Raw genomic sequence first — 15,785 nt, forward strand, 5'->3', positions numbered from 1 at the left:
GAAAATTTCGACCGATGTAGAGTTGAGCGGAACAGACTCAACCTTTCGTGCGTTGAGTGATATGACAAGACCGCGCGGTCGGGTCCGACCCGGACTCGCCGCGCGCACAGATGTATATCGCGCCAGAGAGGTGACCAGTGGATTCGTTCACTCCGACGACCAAGACCCAGGCTGCGATGACGGCTGCGTTGCAGTCCGCATCGCAGGCGGGCAACCCCGACATCCGTCCCGCCCACCTGTTGGTGGCGCTGATCGACCAGGCAGACGGCATCGCGTCGCCGCTGCTCAAGGCGGTCGGCGTCGATCCCGCGGCGGTACTCACCGAGGCCAGGGCTCTGGTCGACCGGTTGCCGAAGGCGTCCGGTGCGACCACCACGCCGCAATTGGGGCGCGAGGCCTTGGCCGCTCTGACATCCGCGCAGCACCTCGCCACCGAGATGGACGACGAGTACGTCTCCACCGAGCACCTCATGGTCGGCCTCGCCGAAGGAACCTCCGACGTCGCCGAGTTACTGAAGGGCCACGGCGCGACCCCGCAGGCACTGCGGGACGCGTTCACCACCGTGCGCGGCAGTGCCCGGGTCACCAGTGCGGATCCGGAGGGCAGCTACCAGGCGCTCGAGAAGTACTCGACGGACCTCACCGCTCGTGCCCGCGACGGCAAGCTGGATCCGGTCATCGGCCGCGACACGGAGATCCGACGCGTCGTGCAGGTGCTGTCCCGGCGCACCAAGAACAACCCGGTGCTCATCGGTGAACCCGGCGTCGGCAAGACCGCCATCGTCGAAGGTCTCGCCCAGCGCATCGTCGCCGGTGACGTGCCGGAGTCGTTGCGCGGAAAGTCCGTCATCTCCCTCGACCTCGGTTCGATGGTCGCGGGCGCGAAGTACCGGGGCGAGTTCGAGGAGCGGCTCAAGGCCGTCCTCGACGACATCAAGAATTCGGCCGGGCAGGTCATCACCTTCATCGACGAGCTGCACACCATCGTCGGCGCCGGTGCCACCGGCGAGTCTGCGATGGACGCGGGCAACATGATCAAGCCGATGCTGGCCCGCGGTGAGCTGCGACTGGTCGGCGCGACCACGCTCGAGGAGTACCGCAAGTACATCGAGAAGGACGCCGCCCTGGAACGGCGCTTCCAGCAGGTGCTCGTCGGGGAGCCGTCGGTGGAGGACACCGTCGGCATCCTGCGCGGCCTCAAGGAGCGGTACGAGGTGCACCACGGGGTGCGGATCACCGACTCCGCGCTGGTGGCCGCCGCGGCCCTGTCGGATCGCTACATCACGTCACGGTTCCTGCCGGACAAGGCCATCGACTTGGTCGACGAGGCGGCGTCCCGGCTGCGCATGGAGATCGACTCGCGGCCGGTGGAGATCGACGAGGTGGAGCGGATCGTCCGCCGGCTCGAGATCGAAGAGGTGGCACTGGAGAAGGAGACCGACGCCGCCTCCCAGGAGCGACTCGTCAAGCTGCGTCAGGAACTCGCCGACGACCGGGAGAAGCTGGCCCAGTTGACCACTCGGTGGCAGAACGAGAAGCAGGCCATCGACTCGGTGCGCACGCTCAAGGAGCAGCTCGAGAACCTGCGCGGCGAGTCCGAGCGGGCCGAGCGGGACGGCGATCTGGGCAAGGCCGCCGAACTGCGGTACGGCCGGATTCCCGAGTTGGAGAAGGAACTCGACGCGGCCGCCGCTGCGTCCGGCGCCGCCTCCGACGGGGACGTCATGCTCAAGGAGGAGGTCGGCCCCGACGACGTCGCGGACGTGGTTGCCGCGTGGACCGGTATCCCGGCCGGCCGCATGATGGAGGGCGAGACCGCCAAGCTGCTGCGGATGGAGACCGAGCTGGGCAAGCGGGTCGTCGGCCAGGACCAGGCCGTACTCGCCGTGTCCGACGCGGTGCGCCGGGCACGGGCCGGTGTCGCCGACCCGAACCGACCCACCGGATCGTTCCTGTTCCTCGGCCCCACCGGTGTGGGCAAGACCGAGCTCGCGAAGGCGTTGGCGGACTTCCTGTTCGACGACGAGCGTGCGATGGTGCGGATCGACATGTCCGAGTACAGCGAGAAGCACTCGGTGGCGCGGCTCGTCGGTGCCCCTCCCGGTTACGTCGGCTACGAGTCCGGTGGACAACTCACCGAGGCCGTCCGGCGCCGCCCGTACTCGGTGGTGCTGTTCGACGAGGTCGAGAAGGCCCACCCGGACGTCTTCGACACGCTGCTCCAGGTGCTCGACGACGGCCGGCTCACTGACGGACAGGGGCGCACGGTGGACTTCAGGAACACGATCCTGATCCTCACCTCGAACCTCGGTGCCGGCGGCGACAAGGAGCAGGTGATGGCGGCGGTGCGCGTGGCGTTCAAGCCGGAGTTCATCAACCGGCTCGACGACGTCGTCGTCTTCGAACCGCTGTCGGAGGAGCAGCTCGAGTCGATCGTCGACATCCAGCTCGCGCAGTTGCAGAAGCGGCTCGCGGCACGCCGGCTGACGCTCGACGTGTCGAGTGCGGCGCGGCTCTGGCTGGCGGTACGCGGCTACGACCCGCAGTACGGTGCGCGGCCGTTGCGCCGACTCATCCAGCAGGCGATCGGTGACCAGCTCGCGAAGCTGCTGCTCGCCGGCGACGTCAAGGACGGGGACACGGTGCCGGTCAACGTCTCCGCGGACGGGGACACCCTCGTCCTCGGGTGACTTTCCCGCGTCGAACAGGTCCGCAGGTGAACAGGTCTGTGACGAGGTGGTCGGCTCCACCTCGTCACAGACCTTTCTCATGAACGGCGACTACCCTGGCGACGATCACCGACTCGAGGAGGCGTCGTGAGCGATCCGGAGAACAGGAACAGGCCGGAAGGCGAGCAGCCCACCGAGCAGCCCATCCAGCAGTACGGCGAGCAGCCCACCGAGCAGTACGGCGAGCAGGTCACCGAGCAGTTCCACACGACGGACCCGAATGCCGCGTACGGCCAGGGTTACCAGCCGACGCAGCAGCTCCCGCCGTACGATCCACGATTCGATCCGTATGCCCCGCCGCCGAACCCGACCCAGGCCTACCCGGTGCAGGGCGGCCAGCATCCCGGCTACGCGGGCTATCCGGCTGCGGGCTATCCGGCTGCGGGCTATCCGCCGCCCGGCGGGTATCCGCCCGACGGTGGTTATCCGCCACCGGAGGATCAGGAACCGGACGGTCCCCGCCGCTGGCCGCTGGTGGTCGCGGGACTCGCCGTCGTCGGCCTGCTCGTGGTCGGCGGTGGAATTCTCCTGGGCTCCGGTGGCGGCTCGGACGAGACGGCAGCGCCCGCGCTTCCGACGCTCACGACCCGCCCACCGGCGCCGACCACGACTCCGCCCCCCGCGACCACCGACGAGCCGGCCCCGACGGCCCCCGGCGAATCGCCGTTCGCCCCACTGCCCGGCGGGCTCGGCGAGGCTCTGGGCGATCTCGGTGCGGCGGTGGGCACCCTCACGAGCAACGACGGGTCGACCCTGGTCATCGACACGACCGGAGGTTCTCAGCTCACCATCGAGACGACGGCGCAGACGCAGGTGATCGGGTTCGGAGCGCAGGAGGTGGCAGACCTCTCGCCCGGCTCCACACTGATCGTGCAGGGCAGCCCGGTCGAGGGTGGACGCATGACTGCCGACATGATCCTCGCCGGCTGACCGAAATCGGCGGCGAGGAGTTCGGTCCACCGGTATTTCCCGGAGAACAGTCCCGGACAACTACCCCCGGGGTATACGAAGCCTGTCCTCAGTAGCTAGTGTGACGCGCAGTGTCCGATTCGTCCTTTAGGAGAACTCATGTTCACTGTGCGCAAACTCGCGGTCGCCGTGTCGGCGACCGCGCTGGCCGCCGGCCTGGTGGCCTGTGGGTCCGATGATCAAGACGACTCCGCGGACGGAACGACCACCGCCGAGGCCCAGTCGTCCACCCTGGTCGTGTACTCGGGGCGTGACGAAGGCCTGATCGATCCCCTGATCGAGCAGCTCTCCGCCGATCTGGACTTCGACGTCGAGGTCGACTACTCGGGCAACACCAACGCGCAGGCGGCGAAGATTCTCGAGGAGGGGGATCGGTCCCCGGCCGACGTGTTCCTCGGCCAGGACGCCGGTGCCCTCGGCGCGCTCGAAGCAGCCGGTGCGCTGGCGCCCCTGCCCGACGACATCCTCGAGCTGGTCCCGCCGGAGTACCGCGCCGAGGACGGCACCTGGGTGGCGACGTCGGCTCGGGCCCGCGTGCTCGCGTACAACCAGGACGAGGTCGCCGAGGCGGATCTGCCGGACAGCATCGACGGGCTCCTGGATCCGCAGTGGAGTGGCCAGGTCGGCTACGCACCGACCAACGCCTCGTTCCAGGCGTTCGTCACCGCGCTGCGCGTCGAGCGCGGGGACGACGGTGCCCGCGAGTGGCTCGAGGGATTCCTCGCCAACGATCCGGTGGCGTTCGAGGGTAACGGCGCGCTGATGGAAGCCGTCAACAACGGCGATGTCGCGACCGGGCTCACCAACCACTACTACTGGTACCCGTTCGTCGAGGAGCGTGGCGCGGACGCCCCGATCCAGCTGCACTACTTCGCCCCCGGTGACATCGGCAACCTGGTGAACGTCGCGGGTGTCGGCGTGCTCGCCTCGTCGGACAACCAGGCCGAGGCCCAGGAGTTCGTGCGGGCGCTGCTGTCGGTGGACGCGCAGACCTACTTCGCCGACGAGACCGCCGAGTACCCGGTGATCGCGGGGGTGACGTCGCAGTTCGATCTGCGCCCGATCGGTGAACTCGGTGGCCCCGACATCGATCTCGGCCAGCTCTCCTCGCTCGAGCAGACCCAGGCCTTGCTCGCCGAGCTCGGGATCGTATGACCTCTCGCTCCGGCGTCGGCGGCCGTCCCGTACTCGGGGCGGCCGCTTTCGTGATCGCCGCGCTGACCCTGGTGCCTCTGGCGTACCTGGTGATTCGCGCTCTCGACGGCGGAGTGGACAAGGCGATGGCGCTGCTGTGGCGGCAGCGCACCCTCGATCTGACGATCAACACCGTCGTACTCACCGTCGGTGTCGCCGGGATCTGCCTGGTGGCGGGCACCGCGCTCGCGTGGCTGACCGTCCGCACCGACCTGCCGGGGCGCCGGTTGCTGGCGGCCGCGCTCACCGCGCCGCTGGCCATCCCGTCGTATGTGGCCGGATACGTGTGGATCGCCGAGTTCCCCGGTCTGGCCGGGCTTCCCGGAGCGCTGCTGGTGCTCAGTGTGGCCTGCACACCGCTGGTGATGCTGCCGGTCGCCGCGGCTTTGTCCTCGATGGATCCCGGACCGGCGGAGGTGGCGCGCACCCTCGGCCGCGGTCCGATACGGACCGTACTCACCGTGGAGCTACGACGGGTCGTGCCGGCGGCGACGGCGGGCGCATTGCTCGCGGCCCTCTACACCCTCAGCGATTTCGGGGCCGTCGCGTTGATGCGCTACGAGGCGTTCACCTTCGGTATCTACAACGCCTACCGCGGCGCCTTCGACCGCACCGCCGCCGCGATCCTCGGCGTGGTCCTGGTGCTGCTGGCGCTGGCGTGCACGTTGCTGGAACGGCGCTTCCGCCGCGGGGCGACGGCACGTCTCGGTACCGGTGCCGCCCGAGATGCCGAACCGTATCGGTTGGGGCACTGGAAGTTCCCCGCCCTCGCCGGGGTCGGCGCCGTTCTCGTGGTCTCGGTCGGTGTCCCGGTGCTGGGCCTGACCCGGTGGATGGTGAACTCGCTGCGGCTGCACGTCGACTGGGGCGAGGTGCTCGCCACGACCGTCGCGACGCTGCAACTGTCGACGGTCGCCGCGCTCGTCATCGCGATCGCGGCCTTCCCGGTGGCACTGTTCGCGGCCGGTTCCCGGTCGACGATGAGCCGCGCCACCGAGATCGCCGTCTACGTCGCGCACGGTCTGCCGGGTATCACTGTCGGCCTGGCGGTCGTGTTCTTCGGCATCCGTGCCGTGCCGGTGTTCTATCAGACCACCGTGCTGCTGGTGCTCGCCTATGTCGTGCTGTTCCTGCCGTTGGCCGTCGGGTCCAGCCGAACCGCCATCGAATCCCAGGCGTCGTCGTTGGGGGACGTCTCGCGCACGCTCGGTAGCGGCCGGATCCGCACCGACCTGAGGGTCACCATTCCGCTCGCCGCGCCGGGAATCGCGGCCGGCACTGCGCTGGTGTTCCTCACGGTCGCCAAGGAACTTCCGGCCACTCTCATGCTCCGGCCACGCGGAGTCGACACACTCGCCACCGAGTTGTGGTCCACAGCGCAGGTTTTCAAGTACGGCGAGGCAGCGCCCTACGCGCTGGTCCTGATCCTGGTCTCGGTGATTCCCACCCTGGTCCTGGGCCGGCTGGCATTCGGGAAGACGGCGGCGCGCCCGCCGTCCTCGGGAAGGGTGAACGCATGAGTGAGGTCCTGTCCCTCGAGGCCGTCTCCGCCTCGTACGGCGGCGACCCCGTCCTACACGACGTGTCGGTACGAGTGCCGCCGGGAGAGATGCTGGCGGTACTCGGCCCGTCCGGGGGTGGTAAGACCACGCTGCTGCGCAGTATCGCGGGACTGCACCGGATCGACGCCGGCACCATCCGGCTCGGTGACCGCGCCCTCGCCGCGTCCGCCCCGCACGTGCACGTGGCGCCCGAGCGTCGCGGTATCGGACTGATGCCCCAGGACAACGCCCTGTTCCCGCACCTGAGCGTCGGCAACAACATCGGGTTCGGGCTGTCCGGACCGTGGAGTGTGCTGCGCGGATCGGAGCGTGCCGCCCGACGCCGCCGCATCGCGGACCTGCTCGAGCTGGTGGGCCTCGACGGGCTCGGCGACGCGCGGCCACAGGAGTTGTCCGGAGGCCAGCAGCAGCGGGTGGCGCTGGCGCGCGCGTTGGCGCCGGGGCCGGGGGTGATGCTCATGGACGAGCCGTTCGCGTCGCTGGACGCGGGCTTGCGCGCCGGGGTGGGTGCGGACGTCGCGCGGTTGCTCCGCGATCAGGGTGTCGGCTCGGTGCTGGTCACGCACGATCGCAAGGAGGCGCTCGGGACCGCCGACCGGGTGGCGGTGATCCTCGACGGCGGCATCCGCCAGGAGGGCACGCCGGAGGAGCTCTATCACCGGCCGACGAGCGTGGCGGTGGGCCGGTTCATCGGAGAGGGATCGCTGCTCGACGCGCACCGCAGCGGTGAGCGGGCGCAGACGGCCGTGGGCGTGGTGCCGGTCACCGGGAACGGCGACGGGGCGGGCTCGGTGCTGATCCGGCCCGAACAGATCCGGCTCACCGTGGCCGCGACAGGTGACTTCGAGGTGGTCCGGTCCAGCTTCGGTGGTCCGTCCACCATCGTCACGGTGCGGCGTGCGGACACCGAGCTCACGGTGCAGGTCGCCGACGGGGTGGTGTTCGAGCCGGGTGCCGCCGTGGACGTCGACGTGGTCGGCGCGGTCGTGTTCTTCCCGGCGCACCTGGCTTCGAGCAGCGGGTCTGGATAGGCTGGCCCCCGATGACAGCCATGTGGTTCCTTCTCGCCTTGATCATGCTCGCGGGTGCGGGCGCGCTGCTGTACTTCGACAGGTCCCGGCGCGACCAGTCCGGCCGGGTCCGCGAGATCTGGGCGAAGGCCCAGGGCTACAGCTATTCGGGAGCGGATCCGCGGCTGCCCTCGCAGTTCCACCGGGCCGCGATGGCCAAGCACGAGTACCTCGGCGCCCTCGACGTCGTCACCGGTGAGCGTCGTGGGGAGAAGTTCATCCTGTTCGACCTCGAGGACACCGCGACGATCGTCGCCGTCGAGCGCGAGGTCGGTTCCGACGTCGACATCGACCTGCGGCTCAAGACCACCCCGCCGCCCAAGGACTCCGACCTCGAGTTGCTCGGTGCGATCGGTCCGCGAGTGGTCTTCGCCACGGACCTCGAGATCGCCCGCCGCGCATGCGACCAGCGCATGGTGGCGTTCACGGAGTCGATCCCGCCGGTGGTGGGGATGCTGTGGAGCGAGGGCGAGTGGACGCTGGGGTCCCTGCCGCTCGGCAGCAGCGGCCGTGATTGGGACGCGGCCATCGAGACCGTGGCCCGGCTCTCCGGGATCCTGCACGTGCTGCCCCCGGTGATCGAACCGAAGGGCATGCGCGACGTCCGTCACGACCCGGGCCGCCCGGGCGATCCGGAGCCGGGCGAGCCGCGTCGCGTCGCGCCCGCCCGCCGAGCACCCGCCGAGCGGGCCGCCGCACTGCGGGACGGCGGCGAACGCCGTCCGGGGTTGCCGCAACGCTCCGACCGACCGGCCAGGCCGGTGCCGCCACCGGCAGGGGATCGTCCGTCCGGACCGATCCGGGAGCGACGAAGGCCCGCTGACGACGGTCGGTAGGCTGATCGACCATGAGCGATCGTGAGGACTTGGCCGGGCTGGTGCGCGAGTTGGCCGTGGTGCACGGCAAGGTGACGCTGTCGTCGGGCAAGGAAGCCGACTACTACGTGGACCTGCGCCGCGCCACGCTGCATCATCGGGCCGGCCCGTTGATCGGGTCGCTGCTGCGCGAGCTGGTCGCCGACTGGGAGTTCGACGCGGTGGGCGGGCTGACGATGGGAGCGGACCCGGTCGCATTGGCCGTCATGCACGCCCCCGGGCGTCCGATCGACGCGTTCGTGGTCCGCAAGGCCGCGAAGGCCCACGGGATGCAGCGGCAGGTGGAAGGTCCCGACGTCGACGGCAAGCGGGTTCTCGTCGTCGAGGACACCACCACCACCGGCATCTCGCCGCTCACTGCGGTGCGGGCGCTGCGCGAGGCCGGCGCGACCGTCGTCGGCGTGGCGACGGTGGTGGATCGCGCCACCGGTGCGGACGAGGTCATCGCCGCGGAGGGTGTCGAATACCGTTCCCTGCTGGGTCTGGCCGATCTCGGCCTGAGCTGAGCGCGGGCGGTCCTTTCGGATCAGCGGTGGTGAAACCCTGGGCGGCGACGGTGCTCCCGGGATAGAACTCGTCCTCATGACCGAAGAACCGCGCCGCTTGAGTCTCAACGCCTTCATCTATCCGACCGGACATCACGAGGCCGCCTGGCGTCACCCCGACAGCCGTCCGGAGAGCGTCTACGACGTCCGGTATTTCCAGGACATCGGGCGTACCGCGGAGGCGGCGAAGCTCGACGGCGTGTTTCTCGCGGACGGCCCGGCGTTGCGCACCGACGTGCGGCACAACGCCACGTACGGCCTGGAGCCGATCACACTGCTCACCGCGATCGCCTCGGTCACCACCCACCTGGGCCTCATCGCGACCGCGTCGACGACGTACTACGAGCCGTACAACCTGGCGCGGCTGTTCTCCTCCCTTGACCACATCTCGGGTGGGCGCGCCGGGTGGAACATCGTGACGACCGGAACGGACAAGGCGGCAGCCAACTTCGGGCTCGACGCCCACCCCGATCACGCCCAGCGCTACGAGCGGGCACGGGAGTTCGTCGATGCCGTGGTCAAGCTGTGGGACAGCTGGGAGGACGACGCGCTGGTCGTGGACAAGAAGACCGGCGTCTATGCGGATGTGGCGAAGATCCACGAGATCAACTATGCCGGTGAGCATGTGAAGGTGCGCGGCCCGTTCGGCGCGGCCCGCTCCCCGCAGGGATATCCGGTGCTGGTGCAGGCGGGATCGTCGAACGACGGCCGCTCGTTCGCCGGGCAGCACGCGGAGGCGATCTTTACCGCGCACCAGCGTCTGTCGGACGCGCAGGTGTTCTACAAGGACATCAAGAACCGGGCCGCCGAGTTCGGCCGGAATCCCGATCACGTGAAGATCCTGCCCGGGATCAGCCCGTTCATCGCGGACACGGAGGAGCAGGCGCACGCGCTCGAGCGCGAGTTCAACGAGCTGACCATCCCGGAATACGGTCTGGCTCAGTTGGAGTCGATCATCGGCAAGAGTCTGCGTCACGTCGAGCTCGATGCTCCGGTGCCGCAGGATCTGTTCGACGATGCGGGTGATGTCGCGGACAACAAGGCGAGCCGGCTGCAGGTGGTCGCGGGTATCGTGCAGCGCGAGAAGCCCACGGTGCGTGGGCTGTTGCACCGGCTGGCCGGGGCGCGAGGACATCGCGTGTTCGCGGGCACGCCCGAACAGGTGGCGGACACGATCGAGGAGTGGTTCACCCAGGGCGCAGCGGACGGCTTCAACGTGATGCCGCCGCAGTATCCGCAGGGGCTCGAGACGTTCACGACGCAGGTCGTCCCGATCCTGCAGGAGCGTGGACTGTTCCGTACCGAATACGCCGGCACGACGCTGCGAGATCACTTCGGCCTGCCGCGTCCGGCCAGCCAGTACGCCCGCGCCTGAAACGCCGTGATCGGCGAAGTGGCTGTGCCACTTCGCCGATCACGGGTTGCGTGCCTGTGTTGTGTTGCGGCCTACGGGATGAGGAAGTACCCGCTCGCAGGGTATGAGTACTGAGGCACGAATCCCCAAGTATCCGTGTCGATGTAGGTGGCACCGGCGGTGAGATAGATGAGTCCCGATCCCGGGTTGATCTCGGTAGTCACGGTCTCGCCGGGCTCAACTCCGAACTCGGTAGGAACCTTCACGGTGTGGTGGAAGGGGAAGACGCCGTCGTACCATATGATGGTGAAGTCCACCTTGCACTTCGGGTTTGCCGACCAATCCGGGTCGGCTCCGTTCATGCCGCGTGAGACGAGTGTGATTGTTCCGTGCGCAGGCCGCGTCGGATCGGTGTCGAAATACATGTCGACGACTCCGTTGCACCAGGCGTGCTGGCCGACGACCGGGATCTGGCCCCCGTTGAGCCCCCACAGTCCGGCAGCCGGTGCCGGTGCGGCGGACGCGATCCCGGACGTGCCCACGATGGTGGCCACTGCAATGCTGACGACACCGAATGCGCGCGCAGCAATCTTGCGAAGCTTCACGTAATTCCCCTCCGTAATGATATGAGACCCCCGGCTCGATGCCGATACGACGAATCGTCGGGGTCGGCGGAGGGAGAATCTCACATTTTCCCCGGTATCGCCAACTTGCCGGATCGGTGGAGGCGGTGACGGTCCTAGTCGGCATCCCCGGCGGTGACGGCGAGTGCCTCGTCCACGCTGTGTGGCTCGGAGTCGTGGTCGTCCACATGGGCGAGGACGCCCCGGCCTGTGGTCAGCACGACGATGGCCGCTGCCGTGCACACCGCGCCCACCCAGAACGGCAGGTTCGCGTTGTGTTCGCCGAGCTTGCCCGCCACCCACGGGGCTGCGGCGCCGCCCACGAAGCGGACGAAGCTGTAGGACGCCGATGCGGTGGAGCGTTCGACCGGCGCCGCGATCATCACGGTCTCGGTGATCAGGGTGTTGTTCACGCCCAGGAACAGTCCGGCCAGCACCACGCAGACGACGAGTACGGCTTTCTGGTCGGTGAACAGTGCCATCACCGCCAGGTCTGCGGCGAACAGGGCCAGTGAGGCCGTCATCATGTTCAACGTGCCGTAGCGGCGTTGCAGGCGCGGAGCGAGGAACACCGACGAAACCGCCAGCGCCACGCCCCATCCGAAGAAGATGAAGCCGATCGGGTAGGCACCCATGTCGAGCGGGAACGGCGTGTACGCGAGCAGCGTGAAGAAGCCGTAGTTGTAGAGCAGCGCCGTGATTCCGACGGTGAGCAGTCCGCGATGGCGAAGGGCGAGAATCGGTGCGGCCAGTGAGGTGCGATGCTCCGGCGGCGGAGCTGTCGGCAGCATGACGACGATGAAGATGAACGCGACCGCCATGAGGGTGGCGACACCGAAGAACGGAGCGCGCCAGCTGATGTCGCCGAGCACACCGCCGACGAGGGGGCCGACGGCGATTCCGATACCCAGCGCAGCCTCGTAGAGGATGATCGCGCGAGCGACACCACCGCTCGCCGCACCCACGATCGCGGCGAGTGCGGTCGCGATGAACAGCGCGTTGCCCAGGCCCCAGCCGGCGCGGAAGCCCACGATCTGCGAGATGGTGTCGGAGCTGCCGGCCAATGCCGAGAACACCACGATGATGCCGAGGCCGAGGAGCAGAGTCCGTTTGGCACCGATCCGGCTGGACACGGCTCCGGTGACGAGCATGGCGACACCCGTGACGAGCATGTAGCTGGTGAACAGCAGCGACACCTGCGAGGGAGTGGCGTCCAGCTCCTCCCCGATCGGTTTGAGGATGGGGTCGACCAGTCCGATCCCCATGAAGGCGATGACGCTGGCGAACGCCACCGCCCACACGGCGCGCGGTTGTTGCAGGAGGCCGGGTCTCGGCGATTCTGCGTGGTGGTTCTCCGTCGCGGTCGTGGAACTCACGGCCACCTCCTTCGGTGCGAAGACGGCAGGGGCGTCGTGGACGCTCCGGGAACTCGGCCGACCCAGCGGCGAGTGGCAACTCGAAAAACGTTAGCAAGACTAAGGAAATAAATCAACGGGCCGTGCTTCCGGGTTTCCCCACCGGGGTCCGGCGCGCGGCGCTACCGTCGATGCGAAGGCGGCTTCACCTGCGCAGACGGGCGGAGGCGCGGGACGGGCACCGAGGAGGGCGCATGTCGTTGACCAAGGGCTCCGGCGGGCATCGGGAGAAGGCGAACCTGCGGGACACGGTGGCGCTCAACCCGCTGTTCGTGCGGCCGGGTGAGTCCAGCGAACTGCCCAAGTTCACGATCCCGGACGGGGAATCCCTGTCCCAGACCGCCTATCAGATCGTCCACGACGAGGCGATGCTCGACGGCAATGCGCGGCTGAACCTGGCCACCTTCGTGGGCACCTGGATGGACGAGCACGCCTCCCGCCTCTATACCGAGGCCGCCGACAAGAACATGATCGACAAGGACGAGTACCCGCAGACCGCGGCTATCGAGACGCGGTGCTGGTCGATTCTCGCCGACCTGTGGCATTCGCCGGATCCGGCGAATGCCATCGGGACGTCCACGATCGGCTCCTCCGAGGCGTGCATGCTGGGCGGCCTGGCGCTCAAACGCACCTGGCAGCACGCGCGCCGCGCTGCCGGAAAGTCCACGGATCGGCCGAATCTGGTGATGTCGAGTGCCGTCCAGGTGTGTTGGGAGAAGTTCTGCAACTACTGGGATGTCGAAGCGCGGCTCGTACCGATCAGCGAGGACCACAAGGTGCTCGACGGGCACGATCTCGCTGCGTACGTCGACGAGAACACGATCGGCGTCGTGGCGATCCTGGGAGTCACCTACACCGGGATGTACGAGCCGGTGAAGCAGATCGCGGATGCCCTCGACGAGATCGAAGCAGCTACCGGGCTCGACGTGAAGATTCACGTCGACGGAGCATCCGGGGCGATGATCGCGCCGTTCTGCCAACCGGACCTCGAGTGGGACTTCAGGGTGGACCGCGTGGTCTCGATCAACACCTCCGGCCACAAGTACGGCCTGGTGTACCCGGGGCTCGGGTGGGTGGTGTGGCGAACGCGCGATGCGCTGCCCGCGGACCTGATCTTCTCGGTCAGCTACCTCGGCGGTGACATGCCGACCTTCGCCCTCAACTTCTCCCGCCCGGGCGCTCAGGTGCTGTTGCAGTACTACCTGTTCCTGCGACTCGGGCGGGACGGATACACCAAGGTGCAGCAGGGCTGCCTGGATGTCGCACAGTTCCTGTCCGGCGAGATCGCGAAGCTCCCCGCGTTCGAGCTGTGGAACGACGGGTCCGACATCCCGGTCTTCGCCTGGCGATTGCGGGCCGGGCACACCGGCAACTGGAATCTTTACCACCTGTCCGAACGCCTGCGCACCAGGGGCTGGCTGGTTCCCGCCTACCCGATGCCCGACGATCTCGCCGACGTGACGGTCCAGCGCATCGTGGTCCGCAACGGTCTGAGCCTGGACCTCGCGACCGCGCTGTTGGCAGACCTCCGGTCGGATGTCGCCTACCTCGACGCGTTGTCCGCGCCGATGCCGACGGAGGGGCAACACCCCGGCTTCCACCACTGACTATCCGGTCCGCGACCGCTCTGTCCAGGCGCCGCGCCCACCCGGTTCGGCACAGCCCAAACGTGGTTTGCGTCACATATTGCGGGCGCGTCGATTCCGCCCCGTGGTCCTGTACTGCTCGTTCGTACCGCGCGGTCTCCGATCGGCGGGAACTCGGGTCACGGAAATGTTGCGGTGTCCGATTTCGCTACCGTAATCTGCTCGCGCACGACCTGCCAAGGCGGGACGTGACCTGTGGCTCTGTGGATCAGGACCGCTTGTATCGGCGATTCGGCCCGTCTGTATCGTGCTGAATCGAAGAAAGATCTCAGGGGGCCGATCTCGATGCGGCGGAGGGGGGTTGAACGCCGGATGCACAGTTCATCGGACATTCGTCCAGCAGTTCATACCTGTAGTCGTCCGTCCCTGCGGGTTCGTTACGGCGGCTTCTGTCGCCCGAGCGAGTACCCACAGCGACCGCCGAAAGCGCGTGACGCCGTTCGGATCGCACGCGGTCCACTTCTCGATCTCGACGAATCGACTCGCAACCCGCAGGTAGAAGGAGAAAACCACTGATGGCGAAACATCGGAAGGCACGGCGGCCCGTCATCGCCGGCGCTGCCCTGGTTCCCGTGTCCGCGATGGCTGTCATCGCGGGTGCCGGGCACGCCGGAGCGACCCCGACCACGAGCCAGCCCGGCGTCACGCCGCCGACCACGTCGCAGCCCGGCGTGACCTCGCCCGGAACGCCCAGCCAGCCCGGTGTCACCACCAAGCCGTCGACCACGAACGAGTGGAAGTACGTGCCCGGCTTCGATCCCGGCCCGTACCGCAACGTCGAGACCATCCCGGAGCCCGGATCCGTTCCGACGCAGGCTCCCACGCCGGCCCCGGCCGCTCCCGCGGCCCCGGCCCCGTCCTACCAAGGCGACGGCGGCGGGCAGCAGGCGTACTACTACCAGGCCCCTCAGCCCGAGCAGGCAGCGCCCGAGGTGGTCGAGGACGCCGAGGCCGACCTCCTCACGGAGGGTGGGCTCGTGAAGCCGATCCAGGCCGAGGACGGCAAGGTCCGTATCGGCATGATCAAGGGTGACCGGCCGGACTGGCTGCCCGAGGATCAGGCAGACATGATCAACAACACCTCCGCCGTCCTCGAGGCTCAGGGTGCCACCGCATTCAACTCCCTCGGTATCCCCACCACGCGTTCGCAGCGTGTGGCGGCTGGCACCCTCGCTGGTGCAACGATCGGCGCAGTCACCGGCGCAACGATTGTCGGCGTGCCGTTTGCGCTGGCAGGTGCGGCGGCGGGTGGGGCTATCGGGTACGCGATTTGGTCTGCGCCTACTCTCGGCCTTCCGAACCCGGCTGTACTTGGTGGCACTGCAGGCGGTGCGGCACTGGGTGCAGCCATCGCCGGTGTGCCTGCAGCCGCAGTCGGCGGTCTCGTCGGCGGCGCGATCGGTGGTGTCATCGGTGGCGCGTTCGGTGCCGGTGAGAACATGGGTGAGGCTGCAGAGCCCGCACCTCCGGCTCCGTTCGACAAGGACGCGCTCACCGCGCAGACCCGTCAGGTCGTCGCGCAGATCGAGTCGGTGCCCGGCGGCACCGTCGTCACGGACGGCTTCCGCGGCGCGAGCGACGCCTTCCAGGCCGCACTCGACAACGGCCGCAACGCGATTGCCGCGCAGCCGAACGGCGAGGGCATCCTCGCGCAGATCGACGGTGCGGATCAGGCGATCAAGAACGTCCTCAACCCGACGCACGAGGCTGCCGACGCCATCGGTATCGGCATCCACGTGCCGGTGCCCGAGCCCACCCCGGCTCCGGCCGTCGCCTGATCCAGGCCGACGCGACACGCAACGC

12 protein-coding genes are annotated in these 15,785 nt (G+C 68.5%); 10 read left to right on the top strand and 2 right to left on the bottom strand.

Going from position 1 to position 15,785, the window contains the following annotated elements; translation table 11 throughout:
• Positions 1 to 137: 137 nt before the first annotated feature.
• From clpB to G4H71_RS13885, 8 genes are all read left to right on the top strand, one after another.
• Positions 138 to 2,690, top strand: a complete 2,553-nt coding sequence (gene clpB / locus G4H71_RS13850) for an ATP-dependent chaperone ClpB (protein WP_072739404.1) — start codon at positions 138 to 140, stop codon at positions 2,688 to 2,690.
• Positions 2,691 to 2,816: 126 nt separating this feature from the next.
• A complete protein-coding gene (locus tag G4H71_RS13855) occupies positions 2,817 to 3,659 on the top strand; it encodes a hypothetical protein (protein WP_072739402.1) in 843 nt (280 codons plus the stop codon).
• A 138-nt stretch (positions 3,660 to 3,797) separates the two neighbouring features.
• Positions 3,798 to 4,853, top strand: coding sequence for an iron ABC transporter substrate-binding protein (locus tag G4H71_RS13860; RefSeq protein ID WP_072739400.1), 1,056 nt, complete (start codon positions 3,798 to 3,800; stop codon positions 4,851 to 4,853).
• On the top strand, positions 4,850 to 6,412 hold the full coding sequence (locus G4H71_RS13865) for an ABC transporter permease (RefSeq protein WP_083343245.1): 1,563 nt from the start codon (positions 4,850 to 4,852) through the stop codon (positions 6,410 to 6,412). Before G4H71_RS13860 ends, G4H71_RS13865 begins: the two co-directional genes overlap by 4 nt.
• Entirely contained in the window at positions 6,409 to 7,485 is a 1,077-nt protein-coding gene (locus G4H71_RS13870; protein ID WP_072739398.1) for an ABC transporter ATP-binding protein, read from the top strand. Before G4H71_RS13865 ends, G4H71_RS13870 begins: the two co-directional genes overlap by 4 nt.
• A gap of 20 nt (positions 7,486 to 7,505) precedes the next feature.
• Entirely contained in the window at positions 7,506 to 8,360 is an 855-nt protein-coding gene (locus tag G4H71_RS13875; protein WP_072739397.1) for a TtfA family protein, read from the top strand.
• A gap of 11 nt (positions 8,361 to 8,371) precedes the next feature.
• Complete coding sequence (gene pyrE / locus G4H71_RS13880) at positions 8,372 to 8,905, top strand: orotate phosphoribosyltransferase (RefSeq protein ID WP_072739395.1); 534 nt, start codon at positions 8,372 to 8,374, stop codon at positions 8,903 to 8,905.
• 76 nt (positions 8,906 to 8,981) lie between these two features.
• The gene (locus tag G4H71_RS13885) at positions 8,982 to 10,319 is read left to right on the top strand and encodes an LLM class flavin-dependent oxidoreductase (protein WP_072739393.1); all 1,338 of its coding nucleotides are present in this window, start codon (positions 8,982 to 8,984) and stop codon (positions 10,317 to 10,319) included.
• A 71-nt stretch (positions 10,320 to 10,390) separates the two neighbouring features.
• On the opposite strand, the gene G4H71_RS13890 is transcribed toward G4H71_RS13885, so the two are convergent.
• Positions 10,391 to 10,903, bottom strand: a complete 513-nt coding sequence (locus G4H71_RS13890; protein WP_139183325.1) for a hypothetical protein — start codon at positions 10,901 to 10,903, stop codon at positions 10,391 to 10,393.
• 134 nt (positions 10,904 to 11,037) lie between these two features.
• Complete coding sequence (locus G4H71_RS13895) at positions 11,038 to 12,303, bottom strand: MFS transporter (RefSeq protein ID WP_072739391.1); 1,266 nt, start codon at positions 12,301 to 12,303, stop codon at positions 11,038 to 11,040.
• A 227-nt stretch (positions 12,304 to 12,530) separates the two neighbouring features.
• Between G4H71_RS13895 and gad the strand changes: the two genes are divergently transcribed.
• Entirely contained in the window at positions 12,531 to 13,943 is a 1,413-nt protein-coding gene (gad, locus tag G4H71_RS13900; RefSeq protein ID WP_072739389.1) for a glutamate decarboxylase, read from the top strand.
• 554 nt (positions 13,944 to 14,497) lie between these two features.
• A complete protein-coding gene (locus G4H71_RS13905) occupies positions 14,498 to 15,760 on the top strand; it encodes a hypothetical protein (protein ID WP_072739388.1) in 1,263 nt (420 codons plus the stop codon).
• Positions 15,761 to 15,785: the final 25 nt, after the last annotated feature.

This window comes from Rhodococcus triatomae (assembly GCF_014217785.1).
Lineage (GTDB): Bacteria > Actinomycetota > Actinomycetes > Mycobacteriales > Mycobacteriaceae > Rhodococcus_F > Rhodococcus_F triatomae.